At 45.2% G+C, this 18,938-nt stretch carries 11 protein-coding genes and 1 pseudogene; 9 read left to right on the top strand and 3 right to left on the bottom strand.

Annotated elements, in window-relative coordinates; genetic code table 11:
• Window positions 1-92 precede the first annotated feature (92 nt).
• The 7 genes and pseudogenes from A6D97_RS15555 to A6D97_RS15525 all read left to right on the top strand — a co-directional run bounded on the left by A6D97_RS15555 (window position 93) and on the right by A6D97_RS15525 (window position 13,813).
• A complete protein-coding gene (locus A6D97_RS15555) occupies window positions 93-884 on the top strand; it encodes an MBL fold metallo-hydrolase (RefSeq protein ID WP_017068423.1) in 792 nt (263 codons plus the stop codon).
• Window positions 885-1,142: 258 nt separating this feature from the next.
• A complete protein-coding gene (locus A6D97_RS22060) occupies window positions 1,143-1,286 on the top strand; it encodes a hypothetical protein (protein ID WP_162497971.1) in 144 nt (47 codons plus the stop codon).
• A 234-nt stretch (window positions 1,287-1,520) separates the two neighbouring features.
• Window positions 1,521-3,043, top strand: a pseudogene (gene ltrA, locus A6D97_RS15550) (group II intron reverse transcriptase/maturase).
• Window positions 3,044-3,598: 555 nt separating this feature from the next.
• Window positions 3,599-5,104 carry an apolipoprotein N-acyltransferase gene (lnt, locus tag A6D97_RS15545; RefSeq protein ID WP_065584746.1) on the top strand — a complete coding sequence of 502 codons (1,506 nt, stop codon included), beginning with the start codon at window positions 3,599-3,601 and terminating at the stop codon, window positions 5,102-5,104.
• Window positions 5,105-5,127: 23 nt separating this feature from the next.
• The gene (locus tag A6D97_RS15540; RefSeq protein WP_065584745.1) at window positions 5,128-5,661 is read left to right on the top strand and encodes a hypothetical protein; all 534 of its coding nucleotides are present in this window, start codon (window positions 5,128-5,130) and stop codon (window positions 5,659-5,661) included.
• Window positions 5,658-12,698 (top strand): RHS repeat-associated core domain-containing protein, encoded by a 7,041-nt coding sequence (locus A6D97_RS15535; protein WP_240492703.1) that lies wholly within the window; start codon window positions 5,658-5,660, stop codon window positions 12,696-12,698. The genes A6D97_RS15540 and A6D97_RS15535 overlap by 4 nt, the downstream gene beginning before the upstream one ends.
• Before the next feature lie 338 nt (window positions 12,699-13,036).
• Entirely contained in the window at window positions 13,037-13,813 is a 777-nt protein-coding gene (locus A6D97_RS15525; RefSeq protein WP_065584743.1) for a hypothetical protein, read from the top strand.
• Between the two features lie 428 nt (window positions 13,814-14,241).
• On the opposite strand, the gene A6D97_RS15520 is transcribed toward A6D97_RS15525, so the two are convergent.
• Window positions 14,242-14,409, bottom strand: a complete 168-nt coding sequence (locus A6D97_RS15520) for a hypothetical protein (protein ID WP_017062447.1) — start codon at window positions 14,407-14,409, stop codon at window positions 14,242-14,244.
• 217 nt (window positions 14,410-14,626) lie between these two features.
• On the opposite strand from A6D97_RS15520, the gene A6D97_RS15515 reads away from it, so the two are divergent.
• The gene (locus A6D97_RS15515) at window positions 14,627-15,676 is read left to right on the top strand and encodes a cysteine synthase A (protein ID WP_065584759.1); all 1,050 of its coding nucleotides are present in this window, start codon (window positions 14,627-14,629) and stop codon (window positions 15,674-15,676) included.
• Between the two features lie 113 nt (window positions 15,677-15,789).
• Here A6D97_RS15515 and A6D97_RS15510 read toward each other — a convergent pair whose 3' ends face one another.
• Window positions 15,790-16,356 carry an XRE family transcriptional regulator gene (locus tag A6D97_RS15510; protein WP_065584742.1) on the bottom strand — a complete coding sequence of 189 codons (567 nt, stop codon included), beginning with the start codon at window positions 16,354-16,356 and terminating at the stop codon, window positions 15,790-15,792.
• Window positions 16,357-16,453: 97 nt separating this feature from the next.
• On the opposite strand from A6D97_RS15510, the gene A6D97_RS15505 reads away from it, so the two are divergent.
• Window positions 16,454-17,647, top strand: coding sequence for a benzoate/H(+) symporter BenE family transporter (locus A6D97_RS15505; RefSeq protein WP_065584741.1), 1,194 nt, complete (start codon window positions 16,454-16,456; stop codon window positions 17,645-17,647).
• Window positions 17,648-17,760: 113 nt separating this feature from the next.
• On the opposite strand, the gene A6D97_RS15500 is transcribed toward A6D97_RS15505, so the two are convergent.
• Entirely contained in the window at window positions 17,761-18,744 is a 984-nt protein-coding gene (locus A6D97_RS15500) for a hypothetical protein (protein ID WP_065584740.1), read from the bottom strand.
• Window positions 18,745-18,938: the final 194 nt, after the last annotated feature.

The raw sequence follows: 18,938 nt of genomic DNA, 5'->3' as shown, positions 1-18,938 counted from the left end.
GTTGACTTTCAAGACAGTATCACAAGAAACTAGAAAGAAGCATACTAAATCTCATAGAGAACATGGCTTGTTAGTGAGTTTAGAGAGGCATTATGAAGATCCACCACCTACGTAGCGCAACATTTATTATTGAATCTGGCGAAAAATTTATCCTTATTGATCCTATGTTGGGGAAAAAAGGCTCTATGCCTCCGTTTTCAGTCATTAAGGCTAAGGCCGCGAAAAATCCAACCGTTGAGATGCCAAGTAATGCCGATGAGCTACTAAACAAGGTTACTCATACCTTAATTACTCACAGTCAAACACTTGGTATCAAGGCATTACAACATGGAGATCACCTAGATCCGGCAGGTGAGACGTTTTTAACAAGTCGTAATATCCCAGTTGCGACACCAGCCAAAGATAAGGCTTACCTAGAAAAATATGACTTAACGGTAAATTGGGGAATTGAAGACTGGCAAACTATCGACTTTCTAGACGGAAAGCTCACCGCGGTTCCGGCTTTGCACGGCCATGGATGGATTCACAAGGTAATGGCTAATGGTGTTGGATTTTTCTTGGAGCTCCCCAATGAGCCTTCTATTTACATTAGCGGTGATACAGTTCTAACCGATGATGTAAAACGAGCGTTGACTGAGTTGAAACCTGATATCACAGTAGTCGCGGCAGGTCGTGCTCGTATGGACGTTGGTCAACCGTTATTGATGTCTATTGATGAGGTCATGGAGTTTATTCGCCTTTCCCCTAATAAGGTGGTTGCGAACCATATGGAGGCACTCAATCACTGTGCAGTGACTCGACCAATTCTTAAAGAAGCAATTGATAAAAACGGTTTGTCAGATAAAGTCCTTATTCCTGCTGATGGTGAGACCTTGGAGTTTTAGATACCTGAACTAATCCGGTGACTCCCGATTTAAGTAAATAGTCTAAATGATTTCTGTCCGTGCGACCTGAGGTCGTATGAAGCGTTGTTCACCGCTTAACGAGTGAACCATCTGTATCACCAGATGAACCTACGAGCCTGAATAAAGCAGCGGCTCGGACAATGTAACGAAACTTGGCCGTTGGGCTGAGTGGGAAAAGAATCGTGAGAGGACGTTCCTCCTGAAAACCACAATTCGGGTAAGTGCTAGGTAGTCAGTATGATGAACGTATGTGAATCCATTCAAGGTGCGTTATATGATGAAGCAGCGGAAGTGGTTAATACGCTGTGGCCAAAAGGCAATGAGAGTTGGAAAGAGGTTGGACAGTACTTTTTCGTGGTCGCCGTACTCTCCGCACTATAGTGGGCATCTAAGCTGACATTTTACGTAACATACGGAACAGGGTAAGCCTGTATCACTCCCTTTGGGAAAGCCTTTGTGGCCGATAGTGATGCAGGTATAGGAGGTCGGAAAAAGCGAAAGCTGCATTGTAATGATGCAGATACAGACTTATGTCTGATCACGAAAGTGAGCCCACTTCCGACTGGTCTCCCATTGCGAGAGAATTTGAAGAACTTTATTCAAGGAGAAAAGCAAATGGTGATCTCGAAAGAGATTAGTGCATCTTCTGACGGCGCTCAATGGCAGTCCATCGACTGGAAATCCGTTGAAGCACACGTATTGAAGCTTCAAATGCGTATCGCAAAAGCAACGAGAGAAAAGAAATACGGTAAGGTGAAGTCCTTACAGTGGCTCTTGACTCATTCTCGCTCAGCCAAGCTTCTTGCGGTTAAGCGAGTCTCTCAGAATAAAGGCAGCACAATAATTCATCAATCTTAATTAGATCACATTTTTACTTTAATTGGTATAAAACGTCTGGAATAGACGGTGTCACCTGGAACACAGATGTACGCCGTATGAAAGCAGTCAATCAACTGAGCCGCAAGGCTTACTCTGCAAAACCACTCAAACGTATCTACATCCCCAAAAAGAACGGTAAGCTCAGGCCATTGGGTATTCCATGCATGATTGATAGAGCGCAACAAGCCCTCCACCTTCTAGCATTAGAACCAGTGTCCGAAACGCTTGCCGACCTCAATAGCTATGGGTTTAGGCCAAATCGCAGTACGGCTGACGCCGTCAGTCAGTGTTTCAAATGTTTGGCTCTAAAGCGATCAGCGAAATGGGTTCTTGAGGGAGATATTAAGGCTTGCTTCGACAAAATCGGGCATCAATGGCTTATGGACAATATCACGGTAGATAAACGTATGTTAGAGCAATGGTTACAGTCTGGCTATGTGGATAAGGGTCTGTTCTATGATACCGATGAGGGTACACCTCAAGGTGGAATAATATCTCCAACCTTGATGCTAATGACTCTCGCGGGAATAGAGCAACAAATAAAATCTACAGCTCTGAAAATGGGTGCTAGGGCCAACTTTATTGGTTATGCGGATGATTTCGTGGTCACCTGCTCTTCAAAGGAAGTGCTAGTGAACGATATCAAACCGTTGATTGCTGACTTTCTGGCAGAAAGAGGGTTAACCCTCTCCGAAGAGAAAACGAAGGTCACTCATATTGATGATGGCTTTGACTTTCTGGGTTTCAATCACAGGAAGTACAAAGGGAAATTGCTCATTAAACCGAGCAAATCTAACACGCTGTTATTCCTTAGAAATCTACGTGAACTTATTAAAAAGCACGCAACCATCCCTGTTAACGATCTTATCAAGTTGATAAATCCGAAACTTAGAGGGTGGGCGAATTACTATCGCCACTGTGTTGCTAAACAAGTATTCGGGTATGTCGGCCACAAACTATTCCAAGCGTTATGGCACTGGGCAGTTAGACGTCATCCAACCAAGTCCAAAGACTGGGTTGTTCATAAGTATTTTCTCAATCGTAAAGGCCAGTGGCAATTTCACGGTTGGCAGAAAATCATGGACATGGACTGTCACTTCAATCTGTTCCAAATAGCTAAAGTGCCCATCGAGCGACACGTAAAAATCAGGAATGCAGCGACCCCTTTTGACCCTCAATACCAAGAATATTTGGTGAAGAGAAAATCTAAAAGGCTAGCTCGTAACTCTTGGAAAGAGCCTGTCCCGACTGCGTTATAAGTTGCTGGGTATCAATGATGCCTTAGTGGAGGCTTGAGCCGTATGCAGTGAAAGTTGCACGTACGGTTCTTAGAGGGGCGGCACTTGGTAACAAGTGTCGTCTACTCGACAAAAGCTTCTCGGATTGAATTTTTACCCGTGGCACTTTCTAACTCGAAAGTGCCCCATTATCATTTTCGTTGACGAATAAATCGATAGAAAATTCAACCTCCAACCTCGAAATTTATTGCATTTTTATTCACTTTTTGAATGGGTAAATTTTCACTCTACAAATTAGGTTTCATGTGTTCACATGTGCCCAGCGATATAGAGTCTTTACTCATTCATATTATCGTACATTTAATTAACATTCCCACCTTGTTAACTTTAGAAGCCACGACTTTATTGAATTGATGAAATTACTAACCAGTTATCAATAAATTACTCATTAATCTGGGTGGCATGACAGTTATCCCAATTTTATATTTTACTTAAATTATGCTTTATAAAATGCATTGTGAATATGTTACTAATTTCACTTATTGGTGTTGGTTATTATATTGGTTGAGTTGATTTATGTGGTGGTTAGGGATAATTGCTGGTGTTGTGAGTGCCGTATCTTATCGGGTCGATTCTTTCGGAGTTGGTGTCTCGGTGGTGGCCTTTGTGTTGGCATTTGTCGTTCATGTGAACTTAAAAACCGTTCGTTCTAAAAGTGCACTTTGGTTTTTGTTTGGTGTTGCTTATTACACGACCAGCTTATTTTGGATAAATGGTTATTTGGCTCAAGAGTATGGGGATGCGAGTTGGATTAGATGGGGACTTTGGCCTTTGTTGGTCGTACTTCTATCATCCAGTTTTCTCATTATTCCTTGGCTTTTAGCAACCCTGACAGCTTCTCGCACGCTTATAGCACTTCCTTTTGTTTTGGTGTCTCTTGATATATTAAGAGAACACACCGTCTTTTCTTTTGCTTGGTTACATCCAGGGCTCTTGTTACTCGATGTTGGCTTTTCCGGTTGGTTAAGTGTTATTGGTGCATTGGGTGGTAGCTTCCTTGTTTACCTACTGGCCAGTTCGTTTGCTTGGCTGATATGCAATAAATCAAGTCGTCTTAAATCTTTGCCCCTATTAGTCATTATGTTGATGAGTTTTGGGGTGGTAAATCAGGCGCTCTTATTACCCCAACTCCCTGAGCAAAGTCAATCGAACACTTCTGTTCGTATTTTACATGGCAACTTCACAGGTCCACATAAACTCTCTAAGAACGATGTTATTGAGCGTATTCAACGTTATGTCTCCCTGTCTCTAAAAGCCCCTAAGGCTGATATCGTTGTGTGGCCAGAATCCTCTATGTCCTTGCCTTATGAAGAGATACAGCCATTCGCGAAGGACAGTTTAGACAAGCTGAAACAGAAAGGCGTTGTGGTGGTTTGGGGCGGGCAAGCGAGAAACGGTCAACATTTACAGAATGTGATTTACCGAAGTGACCACCCCTCACCGATTTACTTTAAACAACGATTAGTGCCTTTTGGTGAATATCGACCCGCTTGGTTCATCGACTGGGTTGAGCAAGTGACACTTTCTCGAGGCGGCGATATTCAGGTGCTCTCTAACTCGATCCCAGAGCATGAGTTTGGCTCGCTTCGAGCGGTGTTAGCGGTGTGCTATGAAGCGCTCTATTCCGATGTTTTTACTTCCAAATTACACGCTGGCAACGTCGCCTTTTTATTAAGTGATGTTGAATGGACCCATACCCCTTGGGTGAAACAATTCTTATTGAAACTTAGTCAGGTCAGGGCGGCCGAAGTCGGCAAGTCGGTCGTCTATGCAACCAATCAAGGAAAAACCAGTTTAATTGGTCCTGATGGGGCCGTTCTTCGTCAGGTGGAAAGCCAAGCAACGCAGGTTATGGATGTATTGGTGCCTTTGAATGAGCGCCAAACGCTTTACACGCAGTACGGACACCTGTGGCTATTGTGGCTTTCTGGTGGCGTCCTTCTACTCATTCATCTTGCCAATCGAAGACATCCCATTAACACCAACTCTCTCACTCAGAAGCGCCTATTTAGAGCGCAATAATACGGATAATACAAGGATACGTCATGGTATATCGTTGGCTAACGATTGGGGTGCTTATCACCCTTACGCTCGGAGTAGGCGTCATTGCTCTCAATTACGATAATTCAATTCAAACTCAACGCATCGGTTATTCGGCGCCCCCAGTAGACTCAGAGCAGAGCTCAAAATCTCACTCGGCTAGCGAGATGGGTGACCAAAAAGTGGCTTCACAGCAAACATTTGAATCTCAAAGTGAACGCATTGAAGCTGAAATGTTGTCAGAGCTAAAGACGCTCAACCAAGACATTGTGGATGAAAAAGTAAGATTAGACCAAGACACGGCCGAAGCGCAATCAATGGAGGAGTCTCCAGAGTTGGTTCTAGCAAGGGCCAGTGTCATTTTGTCTGAGCTAGAGAGTGAAGGGATTGTGTTGAATTATGACCCTACGCTTTTAACACCAGACGCCGCCTCACCTAAGATACAAGCCATTAAACAACAAGTGGTCGACGTGGAAACGGACCTGATTGATATTGAAAAAAGATTCAATAACCTCGGCAACAATAAGGAATCGTTATGATGAATATCATGAAAGCAGGCGCTTCATTACTTATGTTGGTTGGCGTCTCATTGCCGACGGTTGCCGCTTCGGTTGGTGAACTCAGTGGACGCGCGTTGGTTTCTCAAGGCAAATCTGGGTATCAAGTCGATTTGCAACTGCCTAGTGGCGTTAACGACTTAGTTCCCGCGTTATCAGTTCAGTATCAGCAAGGCTCTGCCAATGGTCCGTTAGGGCTTGGAATGACCTTAAACGGGTTGTCGAGCATTACTCGCTGTAGTCGTAACGAACAAGACGATGGCATCAATAGTGGGATGCGATTTGATGATACCGATGTGTATTGCTTAGACGGTCAACGTCTCTTTTTAGTGTCTGGTAGCGAAGGCCAAGGGGGGAGTGAATATCGAACGAAAGGGGGATGGCAGACCAAGATTGTCGCAAACGGTCAATTATCTTCTGGACCAGAAAGCTGGACGATTTATTCGTCTGATGGGTATGTGACGCGTTATGGCTCAAGAGAGGATGCTCAATTAACCATTGATGGCCATGGCCTTGAGTGGTTCATCTCGAGACAATCCGACCGATTTGAAAATGGTATCGACTTTCGCTATCGCACCCACCAAGGTCAGCGCTACCTCGATAATATTCAATATGCCGACGTGAACCTTGCTTTTAACTATACGAACCGCCCTGACGTGCTTACTGCCTATCGTTTTGGCCACAAGCAGACACTGGGAAAAAAGCTCGACCATATTCAAATTAACCGCGATGGCCATGGGCTTCGCCGCATTGAATTTGCATACGGTGAAGTCAATTCTCAAGGCATTGAATTCAGTCGAATGGAGAGTTTTCGAGTGTGCGGCTCTGGTGGCGATTGCATGCCTGCGCACACTTTTGAATGGGAAAGTAACCCATATGCAGAGGGAGAGCCTGAGCAAAAAACACTGTATTCTCTCGATGAATTTAAAGGGTTTGTTGCGGGTGATATCAACCGAGATGGTCTCAGTGACATATGTTACCTTGACGATGGACTTTATTGCGGAATTAACCAAGGACAAGGGAACTACGCCTTCGCGACGAAGTGGAGTCACGACTTTCAAGGCAGCGCATGGGAGGAGGCTCAAAATTACGCGTCGTTGAGCTTACTTGATATTAATGAAGACAGCTTTCAAGACTTGTGTGCATTTAATGAAACCGGTTTTTTCTGCGCGTTAAATAACCAAGGACGCTCGTTTGATTCAGGGCGCTACTGGAGCCGAAACTACACCATTGATGATGCAGTAAGGCTGCTGGATGCGAATAACGATGGTTTGGCGGATGTTTGCCGAGTGGAATCCAACCGAGTGGTGTGCGCCAACAATACAGGGCGAGGACTGAGCGCCGATTATGTCTTAATGGACCAAGGTTACCCGTTAGAGAAAACGTATCAGTCAATCTCCTTTGGTCTTGGGAGTATTGATTTCGACCCTGTGAATCTGCCACAAAGCCAATTTATTGATATTAACCAAGATGGTTTTGCTGATTTGTGTGGCGTGAAGCTTGATGGCCATTTTTATTGCGCTTTGGGTCAAAAATCCGACAGCAGTACACTCTCTTTTCAAGCTGCTCAACGATGGGCAAGTCAATTGCCCGTTGGGTTAAAAAACACCGCCTCACAATCACCGAATAATAATACCCACGAGCAAGACGTCAAGGTGGTTGAGCAATTGCAACGTACCATGAACCTTGTTGATGTCACCGGTGACGGATTGGCGGAGCTATGTTACCGACAAGGAAACGATTTTGTTTGCCACCAGAATACAGGGCAAGGCTTTGATGCCGCTAAAACATGGTTAACGCTAGGACAAGACCATTTTAGAATCGATACCGGTAATGAGAATAACGTATCACAGGTTGAAGCGTCCATCATGCTGTCTGACCGAAACAGCGATGGATTGCCTGACTTGTGCTATATCGCTGGAGAGCGCGTTTATTGTGCTTATGGCAACGGTAAGCATTTTAATTCGCCGACCGTGTTAGCCACGTTAAATGCCGACCTTGATTTGCTTAAAGACAAGATGTCATTCTCTGGAAATTACATCAAAAAACTCTTTGGTATTAAAACCACGATTTACTCTATGGCTGTGAATAACGTTTACGGACCGTTCAAAAAAGGCGTCGACGCCAATGGAGATGGTTTAATCGGTGACTGTTATCGCTCTATCGATGGATTGACATGCCTCTCTTATGAGTTCGAGCCGCTGGCTTTACTTAAATCGGTGACGTCAGGGTTAGGTGTGAAAAGTGAGTTTGAGTATGGATTAACAGGAAATGCCTCTGTGTTCCAAGAGGCGCAAGCGCCTTCAGGGCTCATTGCACTTGAGCCAAACTTCAAAGTGGTCAAGGCACTTAAGCGCAGTAATGGCATAGGCGGTATGAACCGTACTGAGTACTTCTATAGAGGGTATCACGCTCACCCTGATAAGGGCCTGCTCGGATTTGGGGAAATACAAACCAAAGACTTAGCGAGCCACACTCTCACCTCCACCGTGACCGGCTACAGCAGTGATTGGACACCCTATGCTGAGCGTACACAAACGCGAATCAATAACCAAAAGATTGCTCAAAGTGAATTTGACTATCGTGAGGTGACGTCTCCTATCGCTGGGCAGTCTTGGCCACAAATGATTGAAAGCCGTCAATCAGCTTGGGATACATCAGGAAACCTTTTGACCCATACGGTTACGCAATATCAAGGTTACGATGCGCTTAATTTCCCCGATACCATCACACGAACGGTCGAGGATGGTAATGGTGAACGATTTGTTGAAAAAACGAGCACACGCTATCAGCATGATACGCAGCGTTGGTTAATCGGAAAACCTCGTGATGTATCTGTGACCAAATCCAATGGTCACGATTCTCAAACGAGAAATACGACCTTTTCTTATGATGCAAATACCGGGGCTTTGGTTAAGCAAACCGTCGAGCCTGGACATGCACTCTCGTTAACGACGCAATTTGACTACAATGCCAGCGGATTTCGCACCTTAGAGCGTACGACTGGCAGTGGTGAAACGCGTCAATCGACGACCCTGTACGATGCTTTAGGTCGAGTGACGAAACATACCAACGCCCTTGGTCACTTTGTCACGACCACTTATAACAACTCGTGTGGATTGCCCGACACCGTCACCGATGCGAATGGGTTGATGACCCGGTTTACTTATGACGATTATTGTCGAGAAATTAAGAAAACTTTGCCCGATGGTAACTGGGTTGAGCAAGTTTATGAATGGAGCGATGGCGCCGATGCCGGCCTAGACCAACACGGATTGACGCTGGGTGACCGCAGTGTCTTCATGGTGACCACGCAAACCTCTCAGGGCGGTTTATCGACCACGTATTTTGACAAGTTGGGGCGTGAAGTACGCACCAAGCAATTGAACGGTGATGGTAAGACCGTGATGGTTGATAAGGCTTACGATGTTAAAGGGCAGCTCGTTGGGGAAACTGTGCCTTATTTCGAGGGGTATTTTGCAGGGGATGCGACGTACTGGTTACAAACTACTTATGACGCGCTAGGTCGACCTACTGCTCAAACTCAACCAACGGAAGATGTCGGTGACCTTGTTGCGACCACTCGCTATCAAGGTTTAACCGCAACAATAACGGGCCCCGGTACATTTGAGAAGGTTGAGCAAACCAATGGTTTGGGACAAACGGTCCAAATCGTAGAAAATGGTCAGTCAACCCTACGTTATACCTATGATGCAGTCGGTAACCTCACACAAACCGATACCAATGGGCTGATAACGGAGCTGAGTTATGACCAGCTCGGTTATAAAACCAAGATGATTGACCCTGCGATGGGCACTTGGACGTATGGTCACAACGCGTGGGGGGAGCTGGTTTGGCAACAGAATGCGAAAGGACAGCGCACCACGTTCACTTATGATGCACTCGGTCGTAAAATCAATGAAACTCGCCCAGATGAAATCAATCAATGGCAGTATGACCAATCGTTGAAAGGCGGACTGGATGCCTCCAGCAGTGACAGTAGCCAACGTCGTTATACGTACGATGCGTTGGGACGCACTCAATCGATGACCCTATCCATTGATGGCTCAGAGTACACGACCTACTACGAGTACAATGAAGAAGGTCGTCTCAGTCGGGTGACTTTCCCGTCGGGGATGAACTTAGATAAAGATTACGATGTGAATGGTCTGCTTAAGCGAATGAGTATCCCTTATTCTGATATTTGGGATAGCCAATACCTGCAAATTGAGGAAGCGTTAAAAGCCACCTCAGAACGCATTGTTGAACTCGAGATGCAGGCTTATGAGCTTGAGAAAAGTGCGCAATTTTATATCGAAGAGTCTGAGCGTTTACGTCAAGCGGCAGCGCAGTTGTTTGCCAAAAGTAATAGTTACCAACATACCGCCAACAAACTCAGCGCCAGCGCGAGTTCGTTATTTCGAAGTGCCAATATTAATGCTAACCGCGCCGCGAGTTATCGTCGTAGCGCACAATATTACTGGCGAGCTTTTGGTAATCGAGTGTTCAGTAACTACAAAACACAAAATGGCTACGCGTATTACAAATATGACCGATGTACTAAGAAAGATTGGAAAGGAAATTGTAAAAAGAAAGAGTATTTTACCGCTAAAGTACCATTATGGATGGTTCAAACTCACCGCTGTACGACGTGGAAAGGCAATAAGTTTTGCTTCAATGGTGCTCAAGCCAGTATTAACTTAACGCAAGTTTATAATCAATGGGCAAACCACTATCAAGCGATTGCGAATCGTCAGCGTGCTCAGGCAAACCAAAAGCAGAGTCAGGCTAACCACTATCAAGCCGCCTCTGATAATGCAGAGCGTCGCGCGAATGAATTGATTGTGCAAGCTCAGCAAAATGCCGCGTTAGCCAGACAAGAAACCGATTTACTGTCTAACTTAACCGATGAACTCGATGATTTGGTGGTTGCGGAGGCAGAGCTTCAAGAGATAATGGACCAACGTCTAGACGATGATACGGCGGAAATTGTCTGGGTAGCGACCAGTCGTGATAACTTTGGACGAATTGGTGGGGAACTCTTTGGTAATGGAATGTTGACAAGGCGTGATATTGACCGCTCTCGCGGAACGGTTCAACGCATAACGACGGGAATGGGAGATAACTACCTTCGAGACATTCATTATACTTACGATGAGCGTGGTAACGTTCTGCGCAAAGTCAGTGCTGTCCGAAATCAACAAGAGTACTACCAGTACGATGATTTTGACCGTTTAACACAATGGCACTACAGCGATAACCGCAGCGTTGCTCAGGTCGAACGCGATTACCGTTATGATGTGTATGGAAACTTGACGTATAAAACCGGACAAGGCCAGTTTAATGTTAATGCCAACGGGCAATTGGTTGGCGATTACACGTATGATGCCAACGGCAATATGGTTTCAGGTCGCGGAAGAACCATCGCTTGGAACTCGTTTAACAAGGCCAAGCACATTAATGACAATGGCGCGGTTGCTCAGTATGAGTATGGCAGTGAGCGAGAGCGTGTAAAACAGACGTCTGATGGTGTCACAACCTACTACATCAGCCCTGAGTACCAGTTAGAGGTGTCGACCAACGCGGACGGTAAGGTTGTAACAGCGATGCGCCACCGATTTATGGCAGACAGTCAGGCGGTCGCTGAGCACGTGAAAACGTTAATTGGCAGTGAAAAGCAAATTGACCGAACCGCTTACTTCCATCGAGATGCGTTAGGGACGGCAGATTTAATCACCGACCCGAATGGGCAAGTGCAAATAGAACGTGGTTATACGCCGTTTGGTGAGCTTTTAGCGTCGGCAGAGTTACAAGCCACACCGATGTTTACCAACGCTGAGATGCGCGGTTTCACTGGGCATGAAAATGTCGGTAACAGCAGCGGTCTTATCAACATGAACGCTCGACTTTACGACCCAGCCATTGGTCGATTCTTGAGTGCGGACACGTTCGTACCAGAACCAAGCTTTAGCCAAAGTTACAACCGTTACGCGTACGTTTATAACAACCCGTTAAAATATACGGACCCGACGGGGCATTGGGTGTGGTGGGCCGCGGCCATGGCCTTTTTTGTGGTGAGTCAAACCTTTGAAAACCCGGCAATACAAATGGCAGGGATGGTGGTTGGCGCTATCGCGATGGGGTATGGAGCCGCTGGAGTTTTTGGAACAGAAACTATAGGAGCAGTGATGGCTTCAGGGGCTAGTACCTCTTTTACTACAACTTATATCACGACAGGTGACTTTGGTGACTCGATGCAAGCTGGCGTGTTAGGAGGGCTGTCTGCGGGTGTCACCTATGGGGTAGCTCATGGTGCTGCGGGTGGCACAAGTCCGTTTGGCGCCGCTCTGCCCGTCGCTCATGGTGTGGTGCAAGGCGGCTTCCATGAGCTGCAAGGTGGCAGCTTCAAGCAAGGCTTTATCAGTGGTGTCATTGGTAAGCTTGGCGGTGGCATTGTTCATGACGGTGATAAAACGCTGACGCTTCAGGAAGCTGGAGGTATGATAATTGTGTCGGGTATTGCGGCAGCTGCGAGCGGAGCGAATAGTCGAGATGCAGTGATGCGTTCTGCTATGAGTGTGATTACTATCTATCTTTATAACGAGATGGGCTGGGTAAATTACCGAGGACAGCGTATATATGTGGATAAAGAAACATTTCAGAAAAATGCTGCAAATGCATATTTAGCGGAAGAAGCTGGACAGCCAATGTCTGATTATCTTGAAACTACAGCTGAAGAAACCGCTCAAATCGGCGCGAATGTTTTATCTACGATGTCGATTGGGGTTGGTGCATTGAACCCTGTTGCGGGGGGGTACTTGGCAACGGCTGCATGGGGTTTAGACTCCAGTTGGCCTAATTTTATTGGTATGATGATTGGTCCTGCAGGAAAGGCTGCTGGAATGATAGATGATACCGTGTATTTTGGGGCTCCGGTTATCAAGCAAACTGTAGAAAATGTAGGGACAATTAACGATGCCGCGTCAGTCGGTTGTAATACGGTGGTGAGATGTGACTAACAGAGATGATAAATGGGATGTAACTGCTATATGTAGTGTGCTTTGGTGTGGAGTAGGGATTCTTTTTTTTAAAGGTGATTATCTTTTGGCTGCTCTCGGAAGTGTTGTCTATACGATTACGATCATATTCGCACCAGTGCTGAGGCCTGTACGCAATAAATATCCGTACTTCACTTTGTGTATAGCTGTATCGTTTTTATATTTCTTTGGGATTGTATATTTATTCCAGTTAGTCGGTTTAAATAACCTATGGCGGACATTAGCAATGTTTCCTTTAATGTGCTTGGGCTACTGGTTTGGTACACGTAAAGTACGACCTATTTTGAAGGAGAATAAAAGTGGGTCATTTTAAGAAATTATACTGTGCGCTGATGTTAACGTTACTTGTAGGTTGCGGTGGAGGAAGCGGCGGCGGTAGCTCTTCCTCTGCAAACTCAGAGGATACTGTCACTCGTTACAGTAGTGATTATGCAGCTTCTGATTTACGAGTGTTCTTTGCATTATCGGTAACAAGCCCATCCGAGGCTGAAATCGAAGGATATGTTCAAGATAGTTCGTTTAACTATGTTGCAATTAATGGCGGTGACCAGCTAGTTGCTGAAGTTGATAGCCTAAACTTCTCGTTAGCTGAAACATCGGCGGAAGGAGGTGTTTACTATTATGGTGGAGATGTTTCAGCAAGCGCCTCAGAGTACATTGTAAAGTTATTGAGAGGGGATGTTGTTCAAAGTTCACTGGCAGTGAATGAACTACCGTTACCCTTTACATTAACGACAAGCTTTGCAGGCGAAGTGATAGATGTATCATGGGCTCCTGAGGCAGACCATACATACTCTTACCTAGTGGAAACGCTAACTTGTAAAAATAGTATTGAGACCAATATCAGAACTGTGTCACCAGATATTAACGCTGGTGAGCATCTACTTAATTCAGGCTCTTACAATAAGAGCTTGAGTGAAGTGTTTGGTCAAACGCAAGCACAGTTAACTCAAGGTTTTGATAGCTGTATATTTGAGATGGATATTATAGCGAGCAAGGACTCGTTACCATCGCAAACCAATGGACAATTAACTCTTGATGTTGTTCAAAAAAGAAAGATCAAAATAGAGCTTTAGTCTTGTTATAGAGAACCTGTCTAGTAATCTAACGCCTTTCTCTTTGTTGAATGATTTAACAGGAGAGAGGCGTTATTGTTTGAATAAAAACTCACCCCAAGGTTTGATTTATTCCCGTGCTAGTCTGGCCTTGAAGCTAATACTCTAAATCATAATTGTCCAAACCCGTGTTAATAGGTGCGATTATAATAGCTTGCCAACCAACGAAGAATTCGTGATTGCTCAACAGTCGGTAGAACTTCTGTAATCTGAACTGAAGTCTAAGCAAGAAAAAGACAATCAAAAGCGAGCCCAAGTGGCTCGCTTTTTGTGTCTAGTAAAGATGCGTCTGAATGTTTTAACAGGGGGATAGCCTACAAGGCGATCGTGAAACAGTTTTAGAACAGAGCTTAAATTGCGACTCATCGGGTGATCTGGAAGCGCTAAGGTTATTTAGTCCCTGAGCGGTAGTTTGGATCTGTCCAGCATCGAGGTAACTCTTCCCCTGACATAAACATCAGTTCGGACTTTTTAAACATCTCAGGGTCTTGCTGTTCTTCGCCTGCTTGAAACCGACCTTCGATACTGTCTTGAAATAAGTTGGTTAATTTGGTCATTTCAGTTACATCAACGAGGTCACCGGTTTTTTCTCTTTTAGAAACATTTTTTTGCCCTCAATCTAATCGGTCACCCCTAATTATAATTGCTATTTGGAAAATGAGAGTCTTTTCAATTCCGGCACTTCTTGACTAAGCAGACCCCAGAGCTACGCTTATGATCATCGACAACCCAATCGATGAACAAACTTATCCTCAACAAATAAATGGAGTCGCGATGTCATCTGCCCATATTGCAAACAATCTCAGTGAACTGATTGGCGATACCGATCTTGTTAGAATCAACAGTCTTTCAGAGATATCAGGTTGTGAGATTCTTATTAAGTGCGAACACCAGAACCCGGGTGGTTCGATTAAAGATAGAGCGGCACTTCAGTTGGTTATGGATGCAATAGAAGCCGGTAAGCTTAAGCCGGGAATGACAATCGTTGAAGGTACTGCTGGTAATACGGGAATAGGACTTGCTCTGGTCGCTAAATCCCTCGGTTACAACATGTTGGTGGTGATGCCAAAAGGGCAGGCACAAGAGAAAGAGCGCATGATCTCGCTTTATAATGCTGAACTGTTATTGGTCGACCCTTGTCCTTTTGCAAACCCTGAACATTTTTACCACACAGCTAAGCGGATTGGTGTCGAAAATGAGAGTTATTGGTGGGCAGATCAGTTTGAAAATCTCAGTAATTATCGAGCGCACTATTTAAATACTGGACCTGAGATCTGGCAGCAAACACAGGGGAATATTGATGCTCTAGTTTCAGTGGTGGGGACGGGTGGAACCATTGCCGGAAACTCACACTATCTATCTGAGCAGCAACCCAATCTCGAAACTTGGTTAGTTGACCCAAATGGGTCCGGCATTTATTCGTTTCTACGTAATGGACACTATCAATCAACGGGAAGTTCGTTCACGGAAGGCATAGGGATCATGCGAACGGTTGAAAATTTCAGGCAGGCAAAAATCAATCGTGCCATCACGCTTCCCGATCAGGATTTGGTGACGATATCCCGCCTTGTTGCGGAACATGACGGTATTCTTCTAGGAAGCAGTTCGTCGTTGAACGTAGCAGGTGCGCTATACGCTGCGGCTAGAATGGGGAAAGGGAAAACCATCGTTACATTTAGCTGTGACCTTGCTGAGCGCTCGTATTCGAAGCTGCACAACGAAACGTTTCTGAAAGAAAAAGAGATACAGCTTAATAAAGAAAACCTCTCTCAACTATGGGCTCGTTATCAAGCCGAAGATGGCAGTATGGTCGTCAACGTATAGTCGCTTTAAGTTAGTAACAGCCAGTGGTCTGCCAGCTCTTTCGTTAGCGCTGAATATCCGTTAGCGTTAAGCATCCGGTTAGAGCTAAACATCTGTTAGCGCCAGAACCGGCACTATTGCTTGTTATTAGGGTAGTGAATCACATTATGAAATACGGCGTTTCCTTCACCGATATTTTTGTAGGCATGGGTCTGGTTGGCATTGAAGCGAACGGCTTGTCCTGCGCGTAACGTATGCCACTCATCATCAAACATCACGGCCATCTCTCCTGAAATGCATAAGATGTGCTCAGTGACGCCTGCGTTATGTGGGGCGGATTCATGCTGGTAATCGGGTGCTAGGGTGAGTTCGAATATTTCAAATCCTAGTGCTTCCTCAAAAGGAAACAACAAACTGACGAAAAAGCCAATGTTGTATTCTTCATGCCTTAGTTCGTTTGCATCTCTGAATAAACTCGTCAGTTCACTGTTTGGGCTAGCCGCGATAAAGCTCGAAAGTGACACCTCGAATCCAGAAGCTATCTGCCAGAGCTTAGCGACTGTCGGGCTGGATTCTCCACGTTCAATTTGTCCTAACATTGCTTTACTCACGCCTGTTGCTTTCGCTGTTTTGTCTAAGCTCCAGCCTTTTTGTTGGCGAAGGCGTTTCAAATTAACACCAACTTTAATTTCTGTTTGCATATTTTCTCTAAAAGTTTTTACAAATAAGTTGTGCGTTATAGCGCACAGTGCTAGGTTTGGTCTATGGACGTTATAACGCACGCAAGAAGAGATTAACATGACTAAGCTAAAATTTTCTCACGTCAGTACCGGCTTTATCGCTGTTTTCATTGGTTATGCGAGCGCTGCGGCGATTATTTTCCAAGCGGCAATGAGTGCTGGAGCAACCGAAGAACAAGTGGCGTCATGGTTTTGGGCGTTGGGAATTGGCATGGGCGTAACCACAATACTGCTCTCGTTTCATTACAAGAAGCCTGTGGTTACAGCGTGGTCGACGCCTGGAGCGGCGTTGTTAATCACATCGCTTGAAGGGCTGACAATGAATCAGGCTGTAGCCGTGTTTTTGTTCAGTTCGATGTTGATCACGTTAGTTGGATTAGCGGGGATATTTGAGAAAGTCCTAAAACAGATCCCAACATCGATTGCCTCTGCGATGCTCGCGGGGATTCTATTGCAATTCGGTTTGGGTTTGTTCACGTCGCTAGTGGAAGAGGCACAAGTCGTAGTGGTCATGCTTGCTGTATTTATTCTGGCGAAAGCGCGGTTAGGAAATTTACTGATCCCAAGCATTTTCATCATCGCACTGGTCATGTGTGTGGGTTTTGGCAAACTCGATGTTAGTCAGGTAACTATGGGATTAACGACCCCAGTGTTCATTTCGCCCGATTTTGAGTTCTTTTCGTTGTTTAGTGTTGGTATCCCATTGTTTATAGTGACGATGGCTTCACAGAACTTACCGGGATTTGCGGTTCTAAAAGCGAATGGATACCAAGTTGATTCATCGAAGATCATTACCACCACCGGGGTAACAGGTTTGATCTTCGCACCGTTTGGTGGCTTTGCGTATAACCTTGCAGCGATTACGGGCGCTATTTGTATGGGCCCGAATGCGGATAGTAACCCCAAGACACGTTATATGGCTGGGATCTGTATGGGCGGGTTTTACTTGTTAGCTGGTGTGATGGGGATGTCATTTGTGTCGCTGTTTAGCGCCGTACCCTCCGAGATTGTCATTGCGGTTGCTGGCTTAGCGGTGATGCCCACCTTGATGAATTGCCTTGCGGTATCAATGGCAGACAGTCACTACAGAGAACCCGCACTGCTTACTTTCTTATTCACCGCTTCTGGCACCAATTTACTGGGAATCGGTAGCGCATTTTGGGGTTTGTGCATCGGGTTGTTTTGTTGCTGGTTACACAATTACAAAGCTAAGTCACGTGGAGCAAGCAAGACTTCGCAAACTTCGTCGTAATCAAACGACTCAAGATTAGGATCAGGTTCGCTGTGAATTAGAAACATCAGCAAGTTGTTTGAGTAGTAAGCCCAGTCATACTCGTGACTGGGCTTGCTTACAAAGGAATAAAGCTACTTAACTTCGTATCTCAGTAGCACTTCATTATCGAGAACGACATTTGTCGACCAGATAAAGCTTGCGCCAGCACCACTGAATTTTTCGATAAAGTTCATGTACGCTTTTTTATTGTTCACGCCAATATCGTCTTCTGAATATACCGATGCTTGAGGCCAAGATGTTGAATCGAACTCTTGGTTCATCCAGTTGGTTGGTGTTTCCCAATGAGCGGCGTAGGCATCTTGACCGTGGTCAGTTCCTTCCGTGGTGCAACTTTCAGAAAGACGCTTCCCGTCCACTTCACTCAAACAAGTCAGGTCATAAATCGGTGAGGTATAAAAGGTTTGTGCTTGCCAGTCTGGTCCTGTCACGGTTCCGTCACTAAAGCTCGCGATAAAGCCACCATCACCAGCGTGGTATGCCTTTCCGCGGTTATCTTCGCTGCCAAGACCTAGGTTTTCTTCCCAATCAATCACTTTCACGGCAATCGTGTAAGGCTTCTTCACCTTAAATTTGACGATGTTTGAGTTAAACGGTGTGAAAGGAACGGTGTCTACCGCGATTAACTTGCCGTTGATATAAAGTTCGAAATAGTTATCGGCAAAAATATAGCCTGTTATTTCCTCACCGTCTTGATCCACTATCGCTACAGGTACAGAGCTTTGATCGACTTCGGCTAGGCTACTTGGCGTGGTGTTTGAGCACTCTTCATAAAGATCAAAGGCTTTTGGCCCTGTCGCAAAGTTGTTCTTGGCTGGAACCGTCCAAACCTTTCCTTCGGAGTCCGTAATTTCCCCGACGCCCGCCACTCGGCTACGTCCATTTGCACACTCAAAGAGATTCGATTCAACGGTGTTCGCCAACCCTTGAGTAATACTCGCTGAGCCATGGTAATCACTGATGTTACTGACCGAGGGTGTATCTGATGATGGAGAGCAACCTAAAACGAGCAAAGCAACTGATGAAAGGGCAAGGGCTTGATATTTTGTGATGAGCATTGATTGGGTATCCGAGAAGGGCTGATTTAAATAAGCGTGGTTCAAAATAAGCGAAGTGCAAGTAAGTTAATTGAAAACAAAGCTACTTCAAACAAATCCGAGCTAAGTAGCTAAGTAGCTAAGTAGCTAAGTAGTTAAGTATGTAGTGGTACGCTGAATTTGGTCACTTAGTTAGAGGTGATATCATCACCTCA

It is taken from the genome of Vibrio sp. ZF57, from assembly GCF_001691235.1.
GTDB lineage: Bacteria > Pseudomonadota > Gammaproteobacteria > Enterobacterales > Vibrionaceae > Vibrio > Vibrio crassostreae_C.
The sequence above is the reverse complement of the archived record's forward strand: the minus strand, read 5'-3'. Positions and strand labels throughout refer to the sequence as shown.